This window comes from Micromonospora sp. A202 (assembly GCF_006715105.1).
GTDB lineage: Bacteria > Actinomycetota > Actinomycetes > Mycobacteriales > Micromonosporaceae > Micromonospora > Micromonospora zamorensis.
The window spans coordinates 6,473,884-6,487,544 of sequence record NZ_VFMP01000001.1 but is presented as its reverse complement, the minus strand read 5'-3'; the positions used below and the strand labels follow the sequence as shown (position 1 = coordinate 6,487,544).

At 65.6% G+C, this 13,661-nt stretch carries 9 protein-coding genes and 3 rRNA genes; 6 read left to right on the top strand and 6 right to left on the bottom strand.

Features of this window, described 5'->3' with window-relative positions:
* Positions 1 to 20 precede the first annotated feature (20 nt).
* Positions 21 to 1,088, top strand: coding sequence for a WxL protein peptidoglycan domain-containing protein (locus FBZ33_RS30065; protein WP_141911739.1), 1,068 nt, complete (start codon positions 21 to 23; stop codon positions 1,086 to 1,088).
* Positions 1,089 to 1,100: 12 nt separating this feature from the next.
* Here the strand turns inward: FBZ33_RS30065 and FBZ33_RS30060 are convergent, their stop codons facing one another.
* On the bottom strand, positions 1,101 to 1,796 hold the full coding sequence (locus FBZ33_RS30060; protein WP_141911738.1) for a YoaK family protein: 696 nt from the start codon (positions 1,794 to 1,796) through the stop codon (positions 1,101 to 1,103).
* A 214-nt stretch (positions 1,797 to 2,010) separates the two neighbouring features.
* Here FBZ33_RS30060 and FBZ33_RS30055 point away from each other — a divergent pair, with 214 nt between their 5' ends.
* On the top strand, positions 2,011 to 2,982 hold the full coding sequence (locus FBZ33_RS30055; RefSeq protein ID WP_221629515.1) for an NADP-dependent oxidoreductase: 972 nt from the start codon (positions 2,011 to 2,013) through the stop codon (positions 2,980 to 2,982).
* Between the two features lie 4 nt (positions 2,983 to 2,986).
* Here the strand turns inward: FBZ33_RS30055 and FBZ33_RS30050 are convergent, their stop codons facing one another.
* The 5 genes from FBZ33_RS30050 to FBZ33_RS30030 form a co-directional block, all read right to left on the bottom strand.
* Positions 2,987 to 3,577 carry an HAD family phosphatase gene (locus FBZ33_RS30050; protein ID WP_141911736.1) on the bottom strand — a complete coding sequence of 197 codons (591 nt, stop codon included), beginning with the start codon at positions 3,575 to 3,577 and terminating at the stop codon, positions 2,987 to 2,989.
* Between the two features lie 39 nt (positions 3,578 to 3,616).
* Complete coding sequence (locus FBZ33_RS30045) at positions 3,617 to 4,873, bottom strand: RNA polymerase sigma factor (protein ID WP_141911735.1); 1,257 nt, start codon at positions 4,871 to 4,873, stop codon at positions 3,617 to 3,619.
* A gap of 2 nt (positions 4,874 to 4,875) precedes the next feature.
* A complete protein-coding gene (locus FBZ33_RS30040) occupies positions 4,876 to 5,223 on the bottom strand; it encodes a YciI family protein (RefSeq protein WP_141913020.1) in 348 nt (115 codons plus the stop codon).
* A 118-nt stretch (positions 5,224 to 5,341) separates the two neighbouring features.
* Positions 5,342 to 6,400 (bottom strand): tryptophan--tRNA ligase, encoded by a 1,059-nt coding sequence (trpS, locus tag FBZ33_RS30035; protein WP_141911733.1) that lies wholly within the window; start codon positions 6,398 to 6,400, stop codon positions 5,342 to 5,344.
* Positions 6,401 to 6,673: 273 nt separating this feature from the next.
* A complete protein-coding gene (locus FBZ33_RS30030) occupies positions 6,674 to 7,144 on the bottom strand; it encodes a PRC-barrel domain-containing protein (protein WP_141911731.1) in 471 nt (156 codons plus the stop codon).
* 147 nt (positions 7,145 to 7,291) lie between these two features.
* Here FBZ33_RS30030 and FBZ33_RS30025 point away from each other — a divergent pair, with 147 nt between their 5' ends.
* From FBZ33_RS30025 to rrf, 4 genes are all read left to right on the top strand, one after another.
* Complete coding sequence (locus FBZ33_RS30025; RefSeq protein WP_141911730.1) at positions 7,292 to 7,546, top strand: SCO4848 family membrane protein; 255 nt, start codon at positions 7,292 to 7,294, stop codon at positions 7,544 to 7,546.
* 713 nt (positions 7,547 to 8,259) lie between these two features.
* Positions 8,260 to 9,776: ribosomal RNA gene (locus tag FBZ33_RS30020) — 16S ribosomal RNA — on the top strand.
* Between the two features lie 383 nt (positions 9,777 to 10,159).
* A 23S ribosomal RNA gene (locus FBZ33_RS30015) occupies positions 10,160 to 13,271 on the top strand.
* Between the two features lie 90 nt (positions 13,272 to 13,361).
* Positions 13,362 to 13,478 (top strand): 5S ribosomal RNA (gene rrf / locus FBZ33_RS30010).
* The 16S, 23S and 5S rRNA genes sit together here, the layout of an rRNA operon.
* Positions 13,479 to 13,661: the final 183 nt, after the last annotated feature.

Genomic DNA, 13,661 nt, shown 5'->3' with positions numbered 1-13,661 from the left:
GATCACCTCAAGGAACCGACATGTATCCGTCCGAAACGCGCTGGAAGACAGTCCTTCGCACCACCGCGCTCTCCCTGCTCGCCGCCGTCGCGGCCGTCGGTGTCGGTGCCGGCCCCGCCTCGGCGGCGGACGGCAACGTCGCCTGGACGGTCCGGACGGCCTCCAACGGCTACGGCGAAGCCCGGTCCAGCTACAGCTACAACGTCAATCCCGGTGGCGCCGTCGAGGACGCCATGGTCGTGGCCAACCGCGGCCCGTCGCCGCTGACCCTGTCCGTGTACGCAGCCGACGGCTTCACGACCGACGCGGGCCAGCTCGACCTGCTCACCAAGGACAAGAAGTCCATCGCGGTCGGCGCCTGGGTGAAGGCGAAAGCCGAGAGTGTCGTGATCCAGCCCGGGAAGACCGCGCAGGTCCCCTTCACGATCGGCGTTCCGGACAACGCCACGCCCGGTGACTACGTCGGCGGCATCCTCACCGCGCTGACGCAGGCCGACCAGGCCGAGGGCATCAACGTCGACCGGCGCCTCGGCATCCGGATCAAGTTGCGGGTCGGCGGTGAGCTGAAGCCGAACCTCGCGATCGAGGACCTGCACGTGACGTACGCCGGCTCGGCCAACCCGTTCGGCAAGGGCGACGCCACCATCACCTACAAGGTGCACAACGTCGGCAACGCCGCCCTGTCCGGGCAGCAGGCGGTGTCGGTCTCGGGCCCGTTCGGGTTGCTGCGGGTACGGGCCAGGGACATCGCCGCGCCGCCGGAGCTGCTTCCGGGTGAGAGCTGGAACGTGACGGTGCCCGTGCACGGCGTCGCCCCTGCCATCTCGCTGGCCTCGACCGCGACCCTCACGCCGCTGCTCACCGACGCGTCGGGTTCCACCACCTCGCTCAAGCCGGTCACGGTCACCGCGCACGGCTGGGCCCTGCCGTGGACGTTGGTGCTGGCGCTCGTCGTCCTGGTCGCCGCGCTCGTCGGGGCGTACCTGTATCGGCGCCGCAACCGGACGCAGCGCAAGGTGCGCGAGGACGCCCGGGTGCGCGACGCCGTCGCGCAGGCGCTGCGCGGCCAGGAGCCGCAGACGTCCTGATCCCAGCTGCCGTCAGCGCCGCTGGCGGTGGTCGCCGGCGGCGCTCGCGCGGCGGGTCAGACCGACGGCGACCGCGATCACCGCGATCACCAGCGCCGCCGCCAGCGCCGGTGCCCAGGTCGGGGCGGTGCGCAGCAGCACCGTGCCGAGCGCGGCGCCGAGCACCAGCCCGGCCAATCGGCCGACGCCACCCACGTCGGCGAACCGGTGCGGGTCGACGATGCGACGTCGGACCAGCTCGGTCAGCGAGCCGGTCAGATAGGTGGTCGACGCGCCCTTCACGCCGGCACCAATGGTGATCACGCTCTGGATGCCGCTCGACACGGCGGCCATCCCCAGCAGCACCAGCCCGAAGCCGTACCCGGGACGGGCCGAGCAGGCGAACCAGCCCACGGTGAAGCCGAGCAGCAGCACCGCCTCGGCCGAGGTGACCACGGCGGTACGGCCGTTCCACCCCGGTGGGGTGCGGCGCAGCGGCAGCGTGGCGGCGGCCACCCCCACCGCGTAGCCACCGACCGCCACCACCGCACCCATCAACGAGCGGGCGTCCGCCGTGGCGAGCGCGTGGCCGAAGTGCACCAGGTTGCCGGTGACCACGCTGGCGAAGTACCCGTTGAGCCTGGTCAGGCAGATCACGTCGATACAGCCGGAAGCCGCGGCCAACGTCACCAGGAGCCAGGCCGTGGCCCGCGTCGACGGTGCGCGCACGGTGCTGCCTCCCGTCGTCCTGCCACCAGCCCTGGCCCGGCGCCGACTGACTCCGGGCACGCAGCCATTCCCGTGCCCGTCCCGACTACGCCCGCCGGGACACGCCGCGAGCGGACGGTCGCCCTTGTGGGTGAACGGCACCCGGCACCGGGGTCACGTCTGTCCCCGAGCCGGCATGCTGCGACGGTGACGCCGGCACGGGAGGGGAATCCACATGGTTGACGGGGATGTGCCAGAGCGGATGCAGGCCGCGGCCCTGGACGATTTCGGTGGGCCGGAGGTGATCACCCTCCGCAAGTTGCCGATCCCCGAGATCGCCGACGACGAGGTGCTGATCAAGGTCTGGAGCGCCGGCGTGGGGGTGTGGGACGTGTACGAGCGGCAGGGCGTGCTCGTACCGGAGGGCTCTGCCCTTCCGATCGTGCCCGGCTCCGACGGTGCCGGCACCGTCATCTCGGCCGGCAGCAAGGTGTCCAACGTCGCTGTCGGCGACCTGGTCTACGTCTCCGCCACCACCCGGCCGAAGGGCGGCTTCTACGCCGAGTACGCGGCAGTCAAGGCGGAGTACGCGGCCAGGGTGCCCGATGGCGTGCCGGCGGAGCACGCCGGCGCCATGCCCACCGACGCGCTGACCGCGCTGGCCGGACTCGACACCGTCAGCCTGTCGACCGGCGACTGGTTGCTGATCTTCGGTGCGAGCGGCGGTCAGGGACACCTGGCCGTGCAGCTGGCCAAACGGCAGGGACTGAACGTGATCGCCGTGGCATCCGGTGCGGACGGCGTCGCCCTGGTGACCCGGCTCGGCGCCGACGTTTCCCTCGACGGCCACGGCGACATGACCGACGTGCTGGCCCGGATCCGGGACGCGGCGCCGGACGGGGTGAAGGCCATCCTGGCGATGGCCGGCGGTGCGACCCTCGACCGGCTCACCGAGGCGCTGGCCGACGGCGGGGTCGTCGCGTTCGCCCACGGGGTGCGGCCGGAGCCGCAGGAACGGCCGGGCGTCACGGTGCGGGCCTACGACGGCGAATCGAGCCCTCGACAGTTGCAGCGCCTCAACGATCTCATCGAGGCCGGGCCTTTCGTGGTGCACGTCGCGGAGAAGTTCCCGCTGGGCAAGGTGCGGGACGCGCACCAGCGCCTGGAGACCTCCTACGCCGGCAAGCTCCTGCTGACGGTGGCCTGAGACCTCAGGGCGTGCGCTGTTGCGGCACGCGTACCGATGCCATGCCGGCGGCGGTCGCAGCCTGGATGCCCAGGTCGGTGTCCTCGAAGACCAGGCACGACTCGGGCGCTACGCCGAGGTGTTCCGCCGCGAGCAGGAATGCCTGCGGGTCGGGCTTGGCCCGCGTGTAGTCGTCGGCGCAGACCAGCACGTCGAACCGGTCCAGCAGACCGAGCGCGTCGAGGGAGGCGGTGACCGAGGCGCGGGTGCTGCCCGAGACGACGGCGAACGGGACACGCCGGTGCGCGTCGTGGATGTGCGCCAGCACCTCGGGCACGGCCGCGAGCTGCGGCAGCAGCTCCTCGTAGTAGGTCTCCCGGCGCTCGACGACCGTCGCCACCGGCATGCTCAGACCCTGCTGCTCGTTGAGGGCGACGATGATGTCGGCCGTCGGCCGGCCGCCCCAGGCATAGAAGAGGTCCTCCGGGAACTCGCAGCCCCACTCGTTCAGAGCCCGCTGCCAGGCCACGTAGTGCAGCGGCATCGAGTCGACGATCGTGCCGTCGCAGTCGAACAGGTACGCGGCGAACTCACCGGGAGGCAGAGGCAGAGTCACCGGGGAAGGGTACAGCGCGCGCCGGCCATCGAGCTCCGCTCACGGGCTCGTGACGGCTTCCAACTGGCGGAGCAGGAACACCCGCTCCGGTTCCGTGCCGACCAGCGCCAACGCGCTGCGGTACGCCGTCGCGGCCTCGTCGTACCTGCCGAGGCGGCGCAGCAGGTCGGCCCGCGCCGCCGGATAGGGATGGTGGCCGCGCAGCCGCGGCTCGTCGGCCAACCCGTCGAGCAGGGCGAGCCCCGCCTCCGGCCCGTCCCGCATCGCCACCGCTGCGGCCCGGTTCAGCGCGACGACAGGTGAGGGCACCAGGCTGAGCAGGACGTCGTAGAGGGCCACCACCTGCGGCCAGTCGGTGCTGGCCACGTCGGCGGCCTCGTCGTGCAGCGCGGCGATGGCGGCCTGCACGCCGTACGGGCCGGGCGCCGGGCCGGTCAGCGCGACCACCACCAGCTCCCGCCCCTCCTCGATCATCTGACGGTCCCAGCGTCCGCGATCCTGGTCGTCGAGAAGGACCATGGCGCCATCCGGCCCGGTACGCGCGTCACGTCGGGCATGGACGAGCAGCATCAGGCCGAGCAGCCCGGCGACCTCCCGCTCCGCGGGCAGCAGCCGACGCAGGATCCGGCCCAGCCGGATGGCCTCCTCGGCCAGGTCGATCCGTTGCAGATCCGGGCCGGAGCTGGCGGCGTACCCCTCGGTGAAGACCGAGTAGACGGCCTGGAGCACCGTGGGCAGTCGACCGGGCAGCTCGTCGTCGCCGGGCACCCGGAACGGGATGCGGGCGTCCCGGATCTTGCGTTTGGCCCGGACCAGCCGTTGGGCCATGGTCGCCGGTGGCACCAGGAAGGCCCGCGCGACCTCGGCCGTGGTGAGGCCGGCGAGGAACCGCAGGGTGAGTGCTCCCCGGTCCTGCGCGGCCAGGGCCGGGTGTGCGCAGGTGAAGAAGAGTGCCAGCCGGTCGTCGGGCAGATCGCGGTCCGCGTCGGCGGGTGGGGCGGGGTCGGCCCGCTCGGCCTCCGCCCGGAGGACGGCGAGCCGCGTCGCCAGCACCCGGTCGCGACGCAGCCGGTCCACGGCTCGACGCCGCGCCGTGGTGAGCAGCCAGGCGCCCGGCCGGCTCGGGACGCCGTCGGTCGGCCAGTGCACCAGAGCCGCCTCGATGGCCTCGGAGGCGACCTCCTCGGCCAGGTCGAGGTCACCGAAGCGGCGCACGAGCGAGGCGAGCAGTCGGCCGCGTTCCTCCCGGAACACCGCCTCCACCGACGACCCGACTGCTGCCCTCTCGTCCGGCACGGTCAGGCCTGCATGTCGATCTCGAAGATCGGACGGACCTGGACCGTCCCGGTGCCGATGGCCCCGGGACTGCGGGCCGCCCAGTCCAGCGCAGCGTCGAGGTCCGGCACGTCGATGACGTCGTACCCGCCGAGCAGCTCGCGGGTCTCGGCGAACGGCCCGTCGGTGATCGTGCGCTCGCCGTCCGGGCCCACCTGCACTGTCGTGCAGGTGGTCAGGTCCTGCAAGGGGTGCCCGGAGACCCAGACCCCGGCGTCCTTCATCTCCCGGTCGTAGCGGATCCAGTCCTCGAAACTGCACCCGTTGTCGACGACCTCCCCGTCGACCATGGGGCTCATGAACAGCAGCATGTACTTCACGTTTCGGCTCCTCTCGGTGCGGCGTGTCGCCGTACAGCATGACGACGAACGACCCACGGGGATGTCGACACGGCACGTCAGGTTTTTCCGGACCGGTCTGTCGCCGGCCTCAGGCCGAGGCGTCGGTCCGCCGCCGGCTCCGCTCGGCCCGCCGCCGCACCTGCTGGTACGCGCCGGTCAGCCCCATCGCCCGGCGTACCTCGATCAAGGTCTGGCGTACCTCGAGGCGGGTCCGCTCGGTGCCCTCGACGATCAGCCGGTCGACCAACCCCCGGTCGGCTTCGATCTCGGCCCGGCGCTGCCGGATCGGCGCCAGGAACCCTTCGAGCGCGGCCACGAGCCGTTCCTTGACCTCCACATCACCCACCTGCCCGGCCCGGTAACGCCGGGCCAGGTCGGCAACCTCGTCGCGGTCCGGATTGAAGACCTCGTGGTACGCGAACACCGGATTGCCCTCCACCGTGCCCGGCACATCGGCCCGTACCCGGTTGGGATCGGTGTACATGCCGAGCACCTTCCGACGCACGGTGGCGGCATCGTCGGAGAGCGCGATCGAGTTGCCCCGGCTCTTGCTCATCTTGGCCGCGCCGTCGGTGCCCACCAGGCTCGGTGTGTCCGCCGGGATCAGCTCGGGCACCGGGAAGACCGGCCCGTAGAGATGGTTGAACCGCCGCGCGATCTCCCGGGTCACCTCGACGTGCGCGGCGTTGTCCCGACCGACCGGGACCACCTCGCCCTTCACGCAGAGGATGTCCGCGGCCTGGAGCACCGGATAACCCAGCAGCCCGTACGGCATCTCCTCCTTGCCAGCGTCGCGGGCCATGTCCTTGAGCGACGGCACCCGTTCCAGCCGGGGGACGGTCACCAGGTTCTGTAGGAGGGTGTTGAGGTCGCCGACCTCCGGGATGGCGGACTGGAGGTAGAACGTGGCGCTCTCCGGGTCGACGCCGGCGGCGAGGATGTCGGTGACCATCTCCCGGGCGTTGCCGGAGACCTGGTCGATGTCCTCGCGGCGGTTGCGCGTGGTGAGCATGTGCAGGTCGGCGATGATGAAGAAGCTCTCGTAGCGTCGGTGCAGCCGCACCCGGTTGGCGATGCTGCCGACGTAGTGACCGAGATGAAGGCGGCCGGTGGGCCGGTCGCCGGTGAGCATTCGTGCGACGGACATGGTGGTGTGCCTCTCGTATCCGAGGTTGGGTGACGCGTGGGCGCGCGCCGAGTGGGGCCGATGTTCAGGCCCCCTCGGTCAGCGGGATCGGCTCAGCGAGCCGTCCGCCATCGCGCGCCGGCGCGGTATCGCAGACCACCGGCACGGAGGACGTTCAGAAGTTGCTCACGGCCGTCGCCGGAGCTGGTCGGGATCCTGGGCGCCGCACCGCGCGGGAGGCCGTCGACCTTGTCGACCGCCTCCGACGTGCAGCTGCCCATCCGGACCACGGCCTCACATTACCCGCGGGACAGCCCCGGGCGGGGGAAGGTGACCGCCGGCGTAGTAGCTGCCCACGCGCTCCCGGTACTCCGGATCGGCCGGATCCGCATCGAACGGCGGTGCGTCCTTGATCTGTTCCTTGGACCGGTCGACGTGCACGACGCGATCCTGGTGATCCACTCGCTCCACAGTGCCGGCGGGCAGCAGCACCTTCTGGCCGAAGATCCAGGGCCCGGTGTCCACCACCAGGTAGCCGGCATCCGCCTCGTTGCTCGCCTCGTCGATGGTGCCGATCCGCCCGTCACTCGCCTGCACCTGGTAGCCCACCAGGTCCACAGGCGTGCCGGGGCCGGGAGCGTCCGGACCGTCGTGCCCGCCGTTCTGGTCGTCGGGCGGGGTGACTGAGGGGGTGGTCTGCGTGTATCCGCCGGCCAGGGCGGACGGGTCACGCCAGGCCCAGGGATTGAAGATCGAGGGTTGCATGGGGCACCTCCGGGGGGACGGTCCTCAGCTGTCCTGTTTCGAAGTGCCCATCCCGCTGCCGTCGGAAACAGACCGGGTCGCCTCCCAGTGGGGGCATGTCTCTGCTGATCGGCCAGGTGAGCAGGTGCACTGGCATACTCGGCTGCCATGGTGCTGTCGCGAGGGTGGGCTGTCTTCCTGGTCGGGGTCGGGATCTGGACCTGGGTGATCTGGCCGAGGTTCGCGATCGCCATCTGGCAGGACCCGCGGTCCTGGGCGTCCGGCACTGTCGCCGACGGCGCCGCCACCAGCTTCCTGTGGGTGCACGCGCTGCTGATCGCGGCCTCTCTCGCCATTGGCACGACTGTCGGTGTCCTCGGCATCCGCGCCTGGTTCGCCGCTCGTCGGCGGCAAGCGAACTGACCTGCCCCGCCTTCCGGTGGCAGCGGCTGTCGCAGAACCGATCGGGCGTCAGTCCGAGCTCGGCGATCGGTCGACGACGCGAATGTGACGCGCGCCGCTACCCGTCGATTTGACGATCAAACCCGCGGACGCGTAACTTTCTCTCTGTCAGCGCGAACGGGGCAAACGGGACGAAAGTCCTGAGGGCCCGGAACGAGCTGGCAACCGGGTCAAGCAGGGGTTCGCTCCTGCGGGACACGGTCCGGGCGGGGCTTGCCGGATCGGCCGCGAGGCGGATTTGGTGCGGCGAAGCCGACCGGGTAAGGTTCACGACCGGCAGGGCACCGGGCGAGACTGCGGGAAACCGCAGCGGCCGGTTCTGCCAAATCCGACGACCTGACGCAGCGGTCCGCTGCTGCGTGAGTGCGCCGGTGCCAACCCGTATGAAGCATGACAGACCGGGACACACGGTTTGACACGGCGAAGACGGTGAGGTAACGTAGTAAAAGTGCCCGGCGCGAGAGCGGCGGGGACACGGAACGAAAAGCCCCGGTTGGGGTTCCACTGAGGTGGGGCTTCTGGTCGGTGTGTGGTTGTTCTTTGAGAACTCAACAGGGTGCTTGTAAAGCCAGTGCCAATTATGATTTATACCCCGGACTGGTCAGTTTTTGCTGGCTGGTTGGGATTCCTTTGGCAACATTTGTTTGTTGTCAGGATGCTGTTCAACTAATTTTTTGTTGGAGAGTTTGATCCTGGCTCAGGACGAACGCTGGCGGCGTGCTTAACACATGCAAGTCGAGCGGAAAGGCCCTTCGGGGTACTCGAGCGGCGAACGGGTGAGTAACACGTGAGCAACCTGCCCCAAGCTTTGGGATAACCCTCGGAAACGGGGGCTAATACCGAATAGGACTTCCGGCCGCATGGCTGGGGGTGGAAAGTTTTTCGGCTTGGGATGGGCTCGCGGCCTATCAGCTTGTTGGTGGGGTGATGGCCTACCAAGGCGACGACGGGTAGCCGGCCTGAGAGGGCGACCGGCCACACTGGGACTGAGACACGGCCCAGACTCCTACGGGAGGCAGCAGTGGGGAATATTGCACAATGGGCGGAAGCCTGATGCAGCGACGCCGCGTGAGGGATGACGGCCTTCGGGTTGTAAACCTCTTTCAGCAGGGACGAAGCGAGAGTGACGGTACCTGCAGAAGAAGCACCGGCCAACTACGTGCCAGCAGCCGCGGTAAGACGTAGGGTGCGAGCGTTGTCCGGATTTATTGGGCGTAAAGAGCTCGTAGGCGGCTTGTCGCGTCGACCGTGAAAACTTGGGGCTCAACCCCAAGCCTGCGGTCGATACGGGCAGGCTAGAGTTCGGTAGGGGAGACTGGAATTCCTGGTGTAGCGGTGAAATGCGCAGATATCAGGAGGAACACCGGTGGCGAAGGCGGGTCTCTGGGCCGATACTGACGCTGAGGAGCGAAAGCGTGGGGAGCGAACAGGATTAGATACCCTGGTAGTCCACGCTGTAAACGTTGGGCGCTAGGTGTGGGGGACCTCTCCGGTTTCCTGTGCCGCAGCTAACGCATTAAGCGCCCCGCCTGGGGAGTACGGCCGCAAGGCTAAAACTCAAAGGAATTGACGGGGGCCCGCACAAGCGGCGGAGCATGCGGATTAATTCGATGCAACGCGAAGAACCTTACCTGGGTTTGACATGGCCGCAAAACTCACAGAGATGTGAGGTCCTTCGGGGGCGGTCACAGGTGGTGCATGGCTGTCGTCAGCTCGTGTCGTGAGATGTTGGGTTAAGTCCCGCAACGAGCGCAACCCTCGTTCGATGTTGCCAGCGCGTTATGGCGGGGACTCATCGAAGACTGCCGGGGTCAACTCGGAGGAAGGTGGGGATGACGTCAAGTCATCATGCCCCTTATGTCCAGGGCTTCACGCATGCTACAATGGCCGGTACAATGGGCTGCGATACCGCGAGGTGGAGCGAATCCCAAAAAGCCGGTCTCAGTTCGGATCGGGGTCTGCAACTCGACCCCGTGAAGTCGGAGTCGCTAGTAATCGCAGATCAGCAACGCTGCGGTGAATACGTTCCCGGGCCTTGTACACACCGCCCGTCACGTCACGAAAGTCGGCAACACCCGAAGCCGGTGGCCCAACCCCTTGTGGGAGGGAGCCGTCGAAGGTGGGGCTGGCGATTGGGACGAAGTCGTAACAAGGTAGCCGTACCGGAAGGTGCGGCTGGATCACCTCCTTTCTAAGGAGCACCTTCCGACGAAAGTCGGTAAGGAGCCCGCACCGCCCGTCTGTGGTGGTGGGGTGCTCAGATGGCGGAGACACTGGCAAGTTTTTCCTCGGCAACGGCCGGGTTCCTTCTAGTACAGCTGCTTTCGGGTGGTGGGAACGAAGTCCCTGGTGCGGCTGAGAAGAAATGTGAGCACCCTGTTGGGTCCTGAAGGAACAACCATGTGGTTGTTGTTTCAGAGACTTGGCCAGCCCTCCGGTGTGGGGGCTGGGAGTCTGCCAGGCATGGCCTGGCCCCACATACCGCTGGTCGTTGGACTGGGTTTGGTGTGGGGCGGATCGGGTTGTGGGTTGGTCGTTTGTTGAGAATTGCACAGTGGACGCGAGCATCTTTGTGGTCAAGTTGTCAAGGGCGAACGGTGAATGCCTTGGCACCAGGAGCCGATGAAGGACGTGGGAGGCCGCGATAGGCCTGGGGGAGCTGTCAACCAAGCTGTGATCCCAGGGTGTCCGAATGGGGAAACCTGGCACCAGTCATGTGGTGTCACCCACACCTGAACACATAGGGTGTGTGGAGGGAACGCGGGGAAGTGAAACATCTCAGTACCCGTAGGAAGAGAAAACAATTTAGTGATTCCGTGAGTAGTGGCGAGCGAAAGCGGATCGAGGCTAAACCGGCTGCGTGTGATACCTGTCAGGGGTTGCGTGGTCGGGGTTGTGGGACCCTGCTGAACAAGCTGACACTTGTTCGAGAAGTTACAAAGTTAGTGGCTAGTCGAACAGTCTGGAATGGCTGACCGTAGACGGTGAAAGTCCGGTAGGTGAAAGTTGCTGACCTTCTGTGGGTGTTCCCGAGTAGCGGCGGACCCCTGAAATCTGCCGTGAATCTGCCAGGACCACCTGGTAAGCCTAAATACTTCCTGGTGACCGATAGCGGACAAGTACCGTGAGGGAATGGTGAAAAGTACCCCGGGAGGGGAGTGAAATAGTACCTGAAACCGTTCGCCTACAATCCGTCGGAGCCTTGCGGGGTGACGGCGTGCCTTTTGAAGAATGAGCCTGCGAGTTAGTGGCATGTGGCGAGGTTAACCCGTGTGGGGGAGCCGTAGCGAAAGCGAGTCTGAATAGGGCGATTCAGTCGCGTGTCCTAGACCCGAAGCGGAGTGATCTAGCCATGGGCAGGCTGAAGCGCGGGTAAGACCGCGTGGAGGGCCGAACCCACCAATGTTGAAAAATTGGGGGATGACCTGTGGTTAGGGGTGAAAGGCCAATCAAACTCCGTGATAGCTGGTTCTCCCCGAAATGCATTTAGGTGCAGCGTCGCGTGTTTCTTGCCGGAGGTAGAGCACTGGATGGTCTAGGGGGCCCACAAGCTTACCGAAATCAGCCAAACTCCGAATGCCGGTAAGTGAGAGCGCGGCAGTGAGACTGCGGGGGATAAGCTTCGTAGTCGAGAGGGAAACAGCCCAGATCACCAGCTAAGGCCCCTAAGCGTGTGCTAAGTGGAAAAGGATGTGGGGTCGCATAGACAACCAGGAGGTTGGCTTAGAAGCAGCCACCCTTTAAAGAGTGCGTAATAGCTCACTGGTCAAGTGGTTCCGCGCCGACAATGTAGCGGGGCTCAAGCACACCGCCGAAGCTGTGGCATTCACATTTTAACCTCGCTTGGACTTGATTCCTTGTGCAGGTGTGTGGATGGGTAGGGGAGCGTCGTGCCGCGAGTGAAGCAGCGGGGTGACCCAGTTGTGGACGCGGCACGAGTGAGAATGCAGGCATGAGTAGCGAAAGAAGGGTGAGAAACCCTTCCGCCGGATGACCAAGGGTTCCAGGGCCAGGCTAATCCGCCCTGGGTGAGTCGGGACCTAAGGCGAGGCCGAGAGGCGTAGTCGATGGACAACGGGTTGATATTCCCGTACCCGCGAAAGAGCGTCCCTGATGAACCTCGTTGTGCTAACCACCTGAACTGACTGATGTCTTCGGACGGATGTTGGGGAGGCTGGGAACCTGATGGGTAGTAGTCAAGCGATGGGGTGACGCAGGAAGGTAGCTGAGCCCGGCCGGTGGTTGTGCCGGGGTAAGCGTGTAGGCCGTGTTGTAGGCAAATCCGCAACACATTTAAGGCTGAGACGTGATGCCGAGCCGATTCAGGTGAAGTCAGTGATCCTATGCTGCCGAGAAAAGCCTCTAGCGAGTTCTTAGCGGCCCGTACCCCAAACCGACACAGGTGGTCAGGTAGAGAATACCGAGGCGATCGGGCGAACTGTGGTTAAGGAACTCGGCAAATTGCCCCCGTAACTTAGGGAGAAGGGGGGCCGGAGACGTGAAGCCCCGCGCGGGTGGAGCGTTGTATGGCCGCAGAGAGCAGGGGGAAGCGACTGTTTACTAAAAACACAGGTCCATGCGAAGAAGTAATTCGATGTATATGGACTGACGCCTGCCCGGTGCTGGAACGTTAAGGGGACCTGTTAGCTCTTCGGGGCGAAGCGGAGAACTTAAGCGCCAGTAAACGGCGGTGGTAACTATAACCATCCTAAGGTAGCGAAATTCCTTGTCGGGTAAGTTCCGACCTGCACGAATGGCGTAACGACTTCCCCACTGTCTCAACCACAGGCCCGGCGAAATTGCAGTACGAGTAAAGATGCTCGTTACGCGCGGCAGGACGGAAAGACCCCGGGACCTTTACTATAGCTTGACATTGGTACTCGAATTAGTTTGTGTAGGATAGGTGGGAGCCGGTGAAGTCCATACGCCAGTATGGGTGGAGGCAATCTTGAAATACCACTCTGGTTGATTTGGGTATCTAACTTCGGACCGTTATCCGGTTCAGGGACAGTGTCTGGTGGGTAGTTTAACTGGGGCGGTTGCCTCCTAAAAGGTAACGGAGGCGCCCAAAGGTTCCCTCAGCCTGGTTGGCAATCAGGTGTTGAGTGCAAGTACACAAGGGAGCTTGACTGTGAGACTGACAGGTCGAGCAGGGACGAAAGTCGGGACTAGTGATCCGGCACTTGCGAGTGGAAGCGGTGTCGCTCAACGGATAAAAGGTACCCCGGGGATAACAGGCTGATCTTCCCCAAGAGTCCATATCGACGGGATGGTTTGGCACCTCGATGTCGGCTCGTCGCATCCTGGGGCTGTAGCAGGTCCCAAGGGTTGGGCTGTTCGCCCATTAAAGCGGTACGCGAGCTGGGTTTAGAACGTCGTGAGACAGTTCGGTCCCTATCCGCCGTGCGCGTAGGATACTTGAGAAGGGCTGTCCCTAGTACGAGAGGACCGGGACGGACGAACCTCTGGTGTGCCAGTTGTCCTGCCAAGGGCACGGCTGGTTAGCTACGTTCGGAAGGGATAACCGCTGAAAGCATCTAAGCGGGAAGCCTGCTTCAAGATGAGGTATCCCACCCCACTTTGTGGGGGTAAGGCCCCCAGCTAGACGACTGGGTTGATAGGCCGGAAATGTAAGCCCGGTAACGGGTTCAGTTGACCGGTACTAATAGGCCGAGGACTTGACTACTAAGCTGCTACGCGTCCACTGTGCAACTCTCGATAAACGAACAACAGACCACACGTTTGGTGTTGGTGTTGTTTGACATGTCGATAGAGTTACGGCGGTCATGGCGGAGGGGAAACGCCCGGTTACATTCCGAACCCGGAAGCTAAGCCCTCCAGCGCCGATGGTACTGCACTCGTGAGGGTGTGGGAGAGTAGGACGCCGCCGGACAATCTTTCCAGAAAGGGTCACCCGTATCGGGTGGCCCTTTCTGCGTTTCCCCATGGTTTTGCGTGGTCTCGAGGCCGTTGATCGACTCGGTTTTCGTGAAATCGGGGTATCAGGCCGCCCCGGATACCGCGGTTTCGGTGTTCCCGAGTCGATCAACGTCCTCGCGGCGTGGCAGCGACCCTG

Excerpts from the sequence above, each read along its gene's own strand:
- FBZ33_RS30065 (WP_141911739.1), top strand. The coding sequence starts at position 21 with ATGTATCCGTCCGAAACGCGCTGGAAGACAGTCCTTCGCACCACCGCG.
- FBZ33_RS30055 (WP_221629515.1), top strand. The coding sequence starts at position 2,011 with ATGGTTGACGGGGATGTGCCAGAGCGGATGCAGGCCGCGGCCCTGGAC.
- FBZ33_RS30040 (WP_141913020.1), bottom strand. The coding sequence starts at position 5,223 with ATGCTGCTGTTCATGAGCCCCATGGTCGACGGGGAGGTCGTCGACAAC.
- trpS (WP_141911733.1), bottom strand. The coding sequence starts at position 6,400 with ATGTCCGTCGCACGAATGCTCACCGGCGACCGGCCCACCGGCCGCCTT.
- FBZ33_RS30030 (WP_141911731.1), bottom strand. The coding sequence starts at position 7,144 with ATGCAACCCTCGATCTTCAATCCCTGGGCCTGGCGTGACCCGTCCGCC.
- FBZ33_RS30025 (WP_141911730.1), top strand. The coding sequence starts at position 7,292 with ATGGTGCTGTCGCGAGGGTGGGCTGTCTTCCTGGTCGGGGTCGGGATC.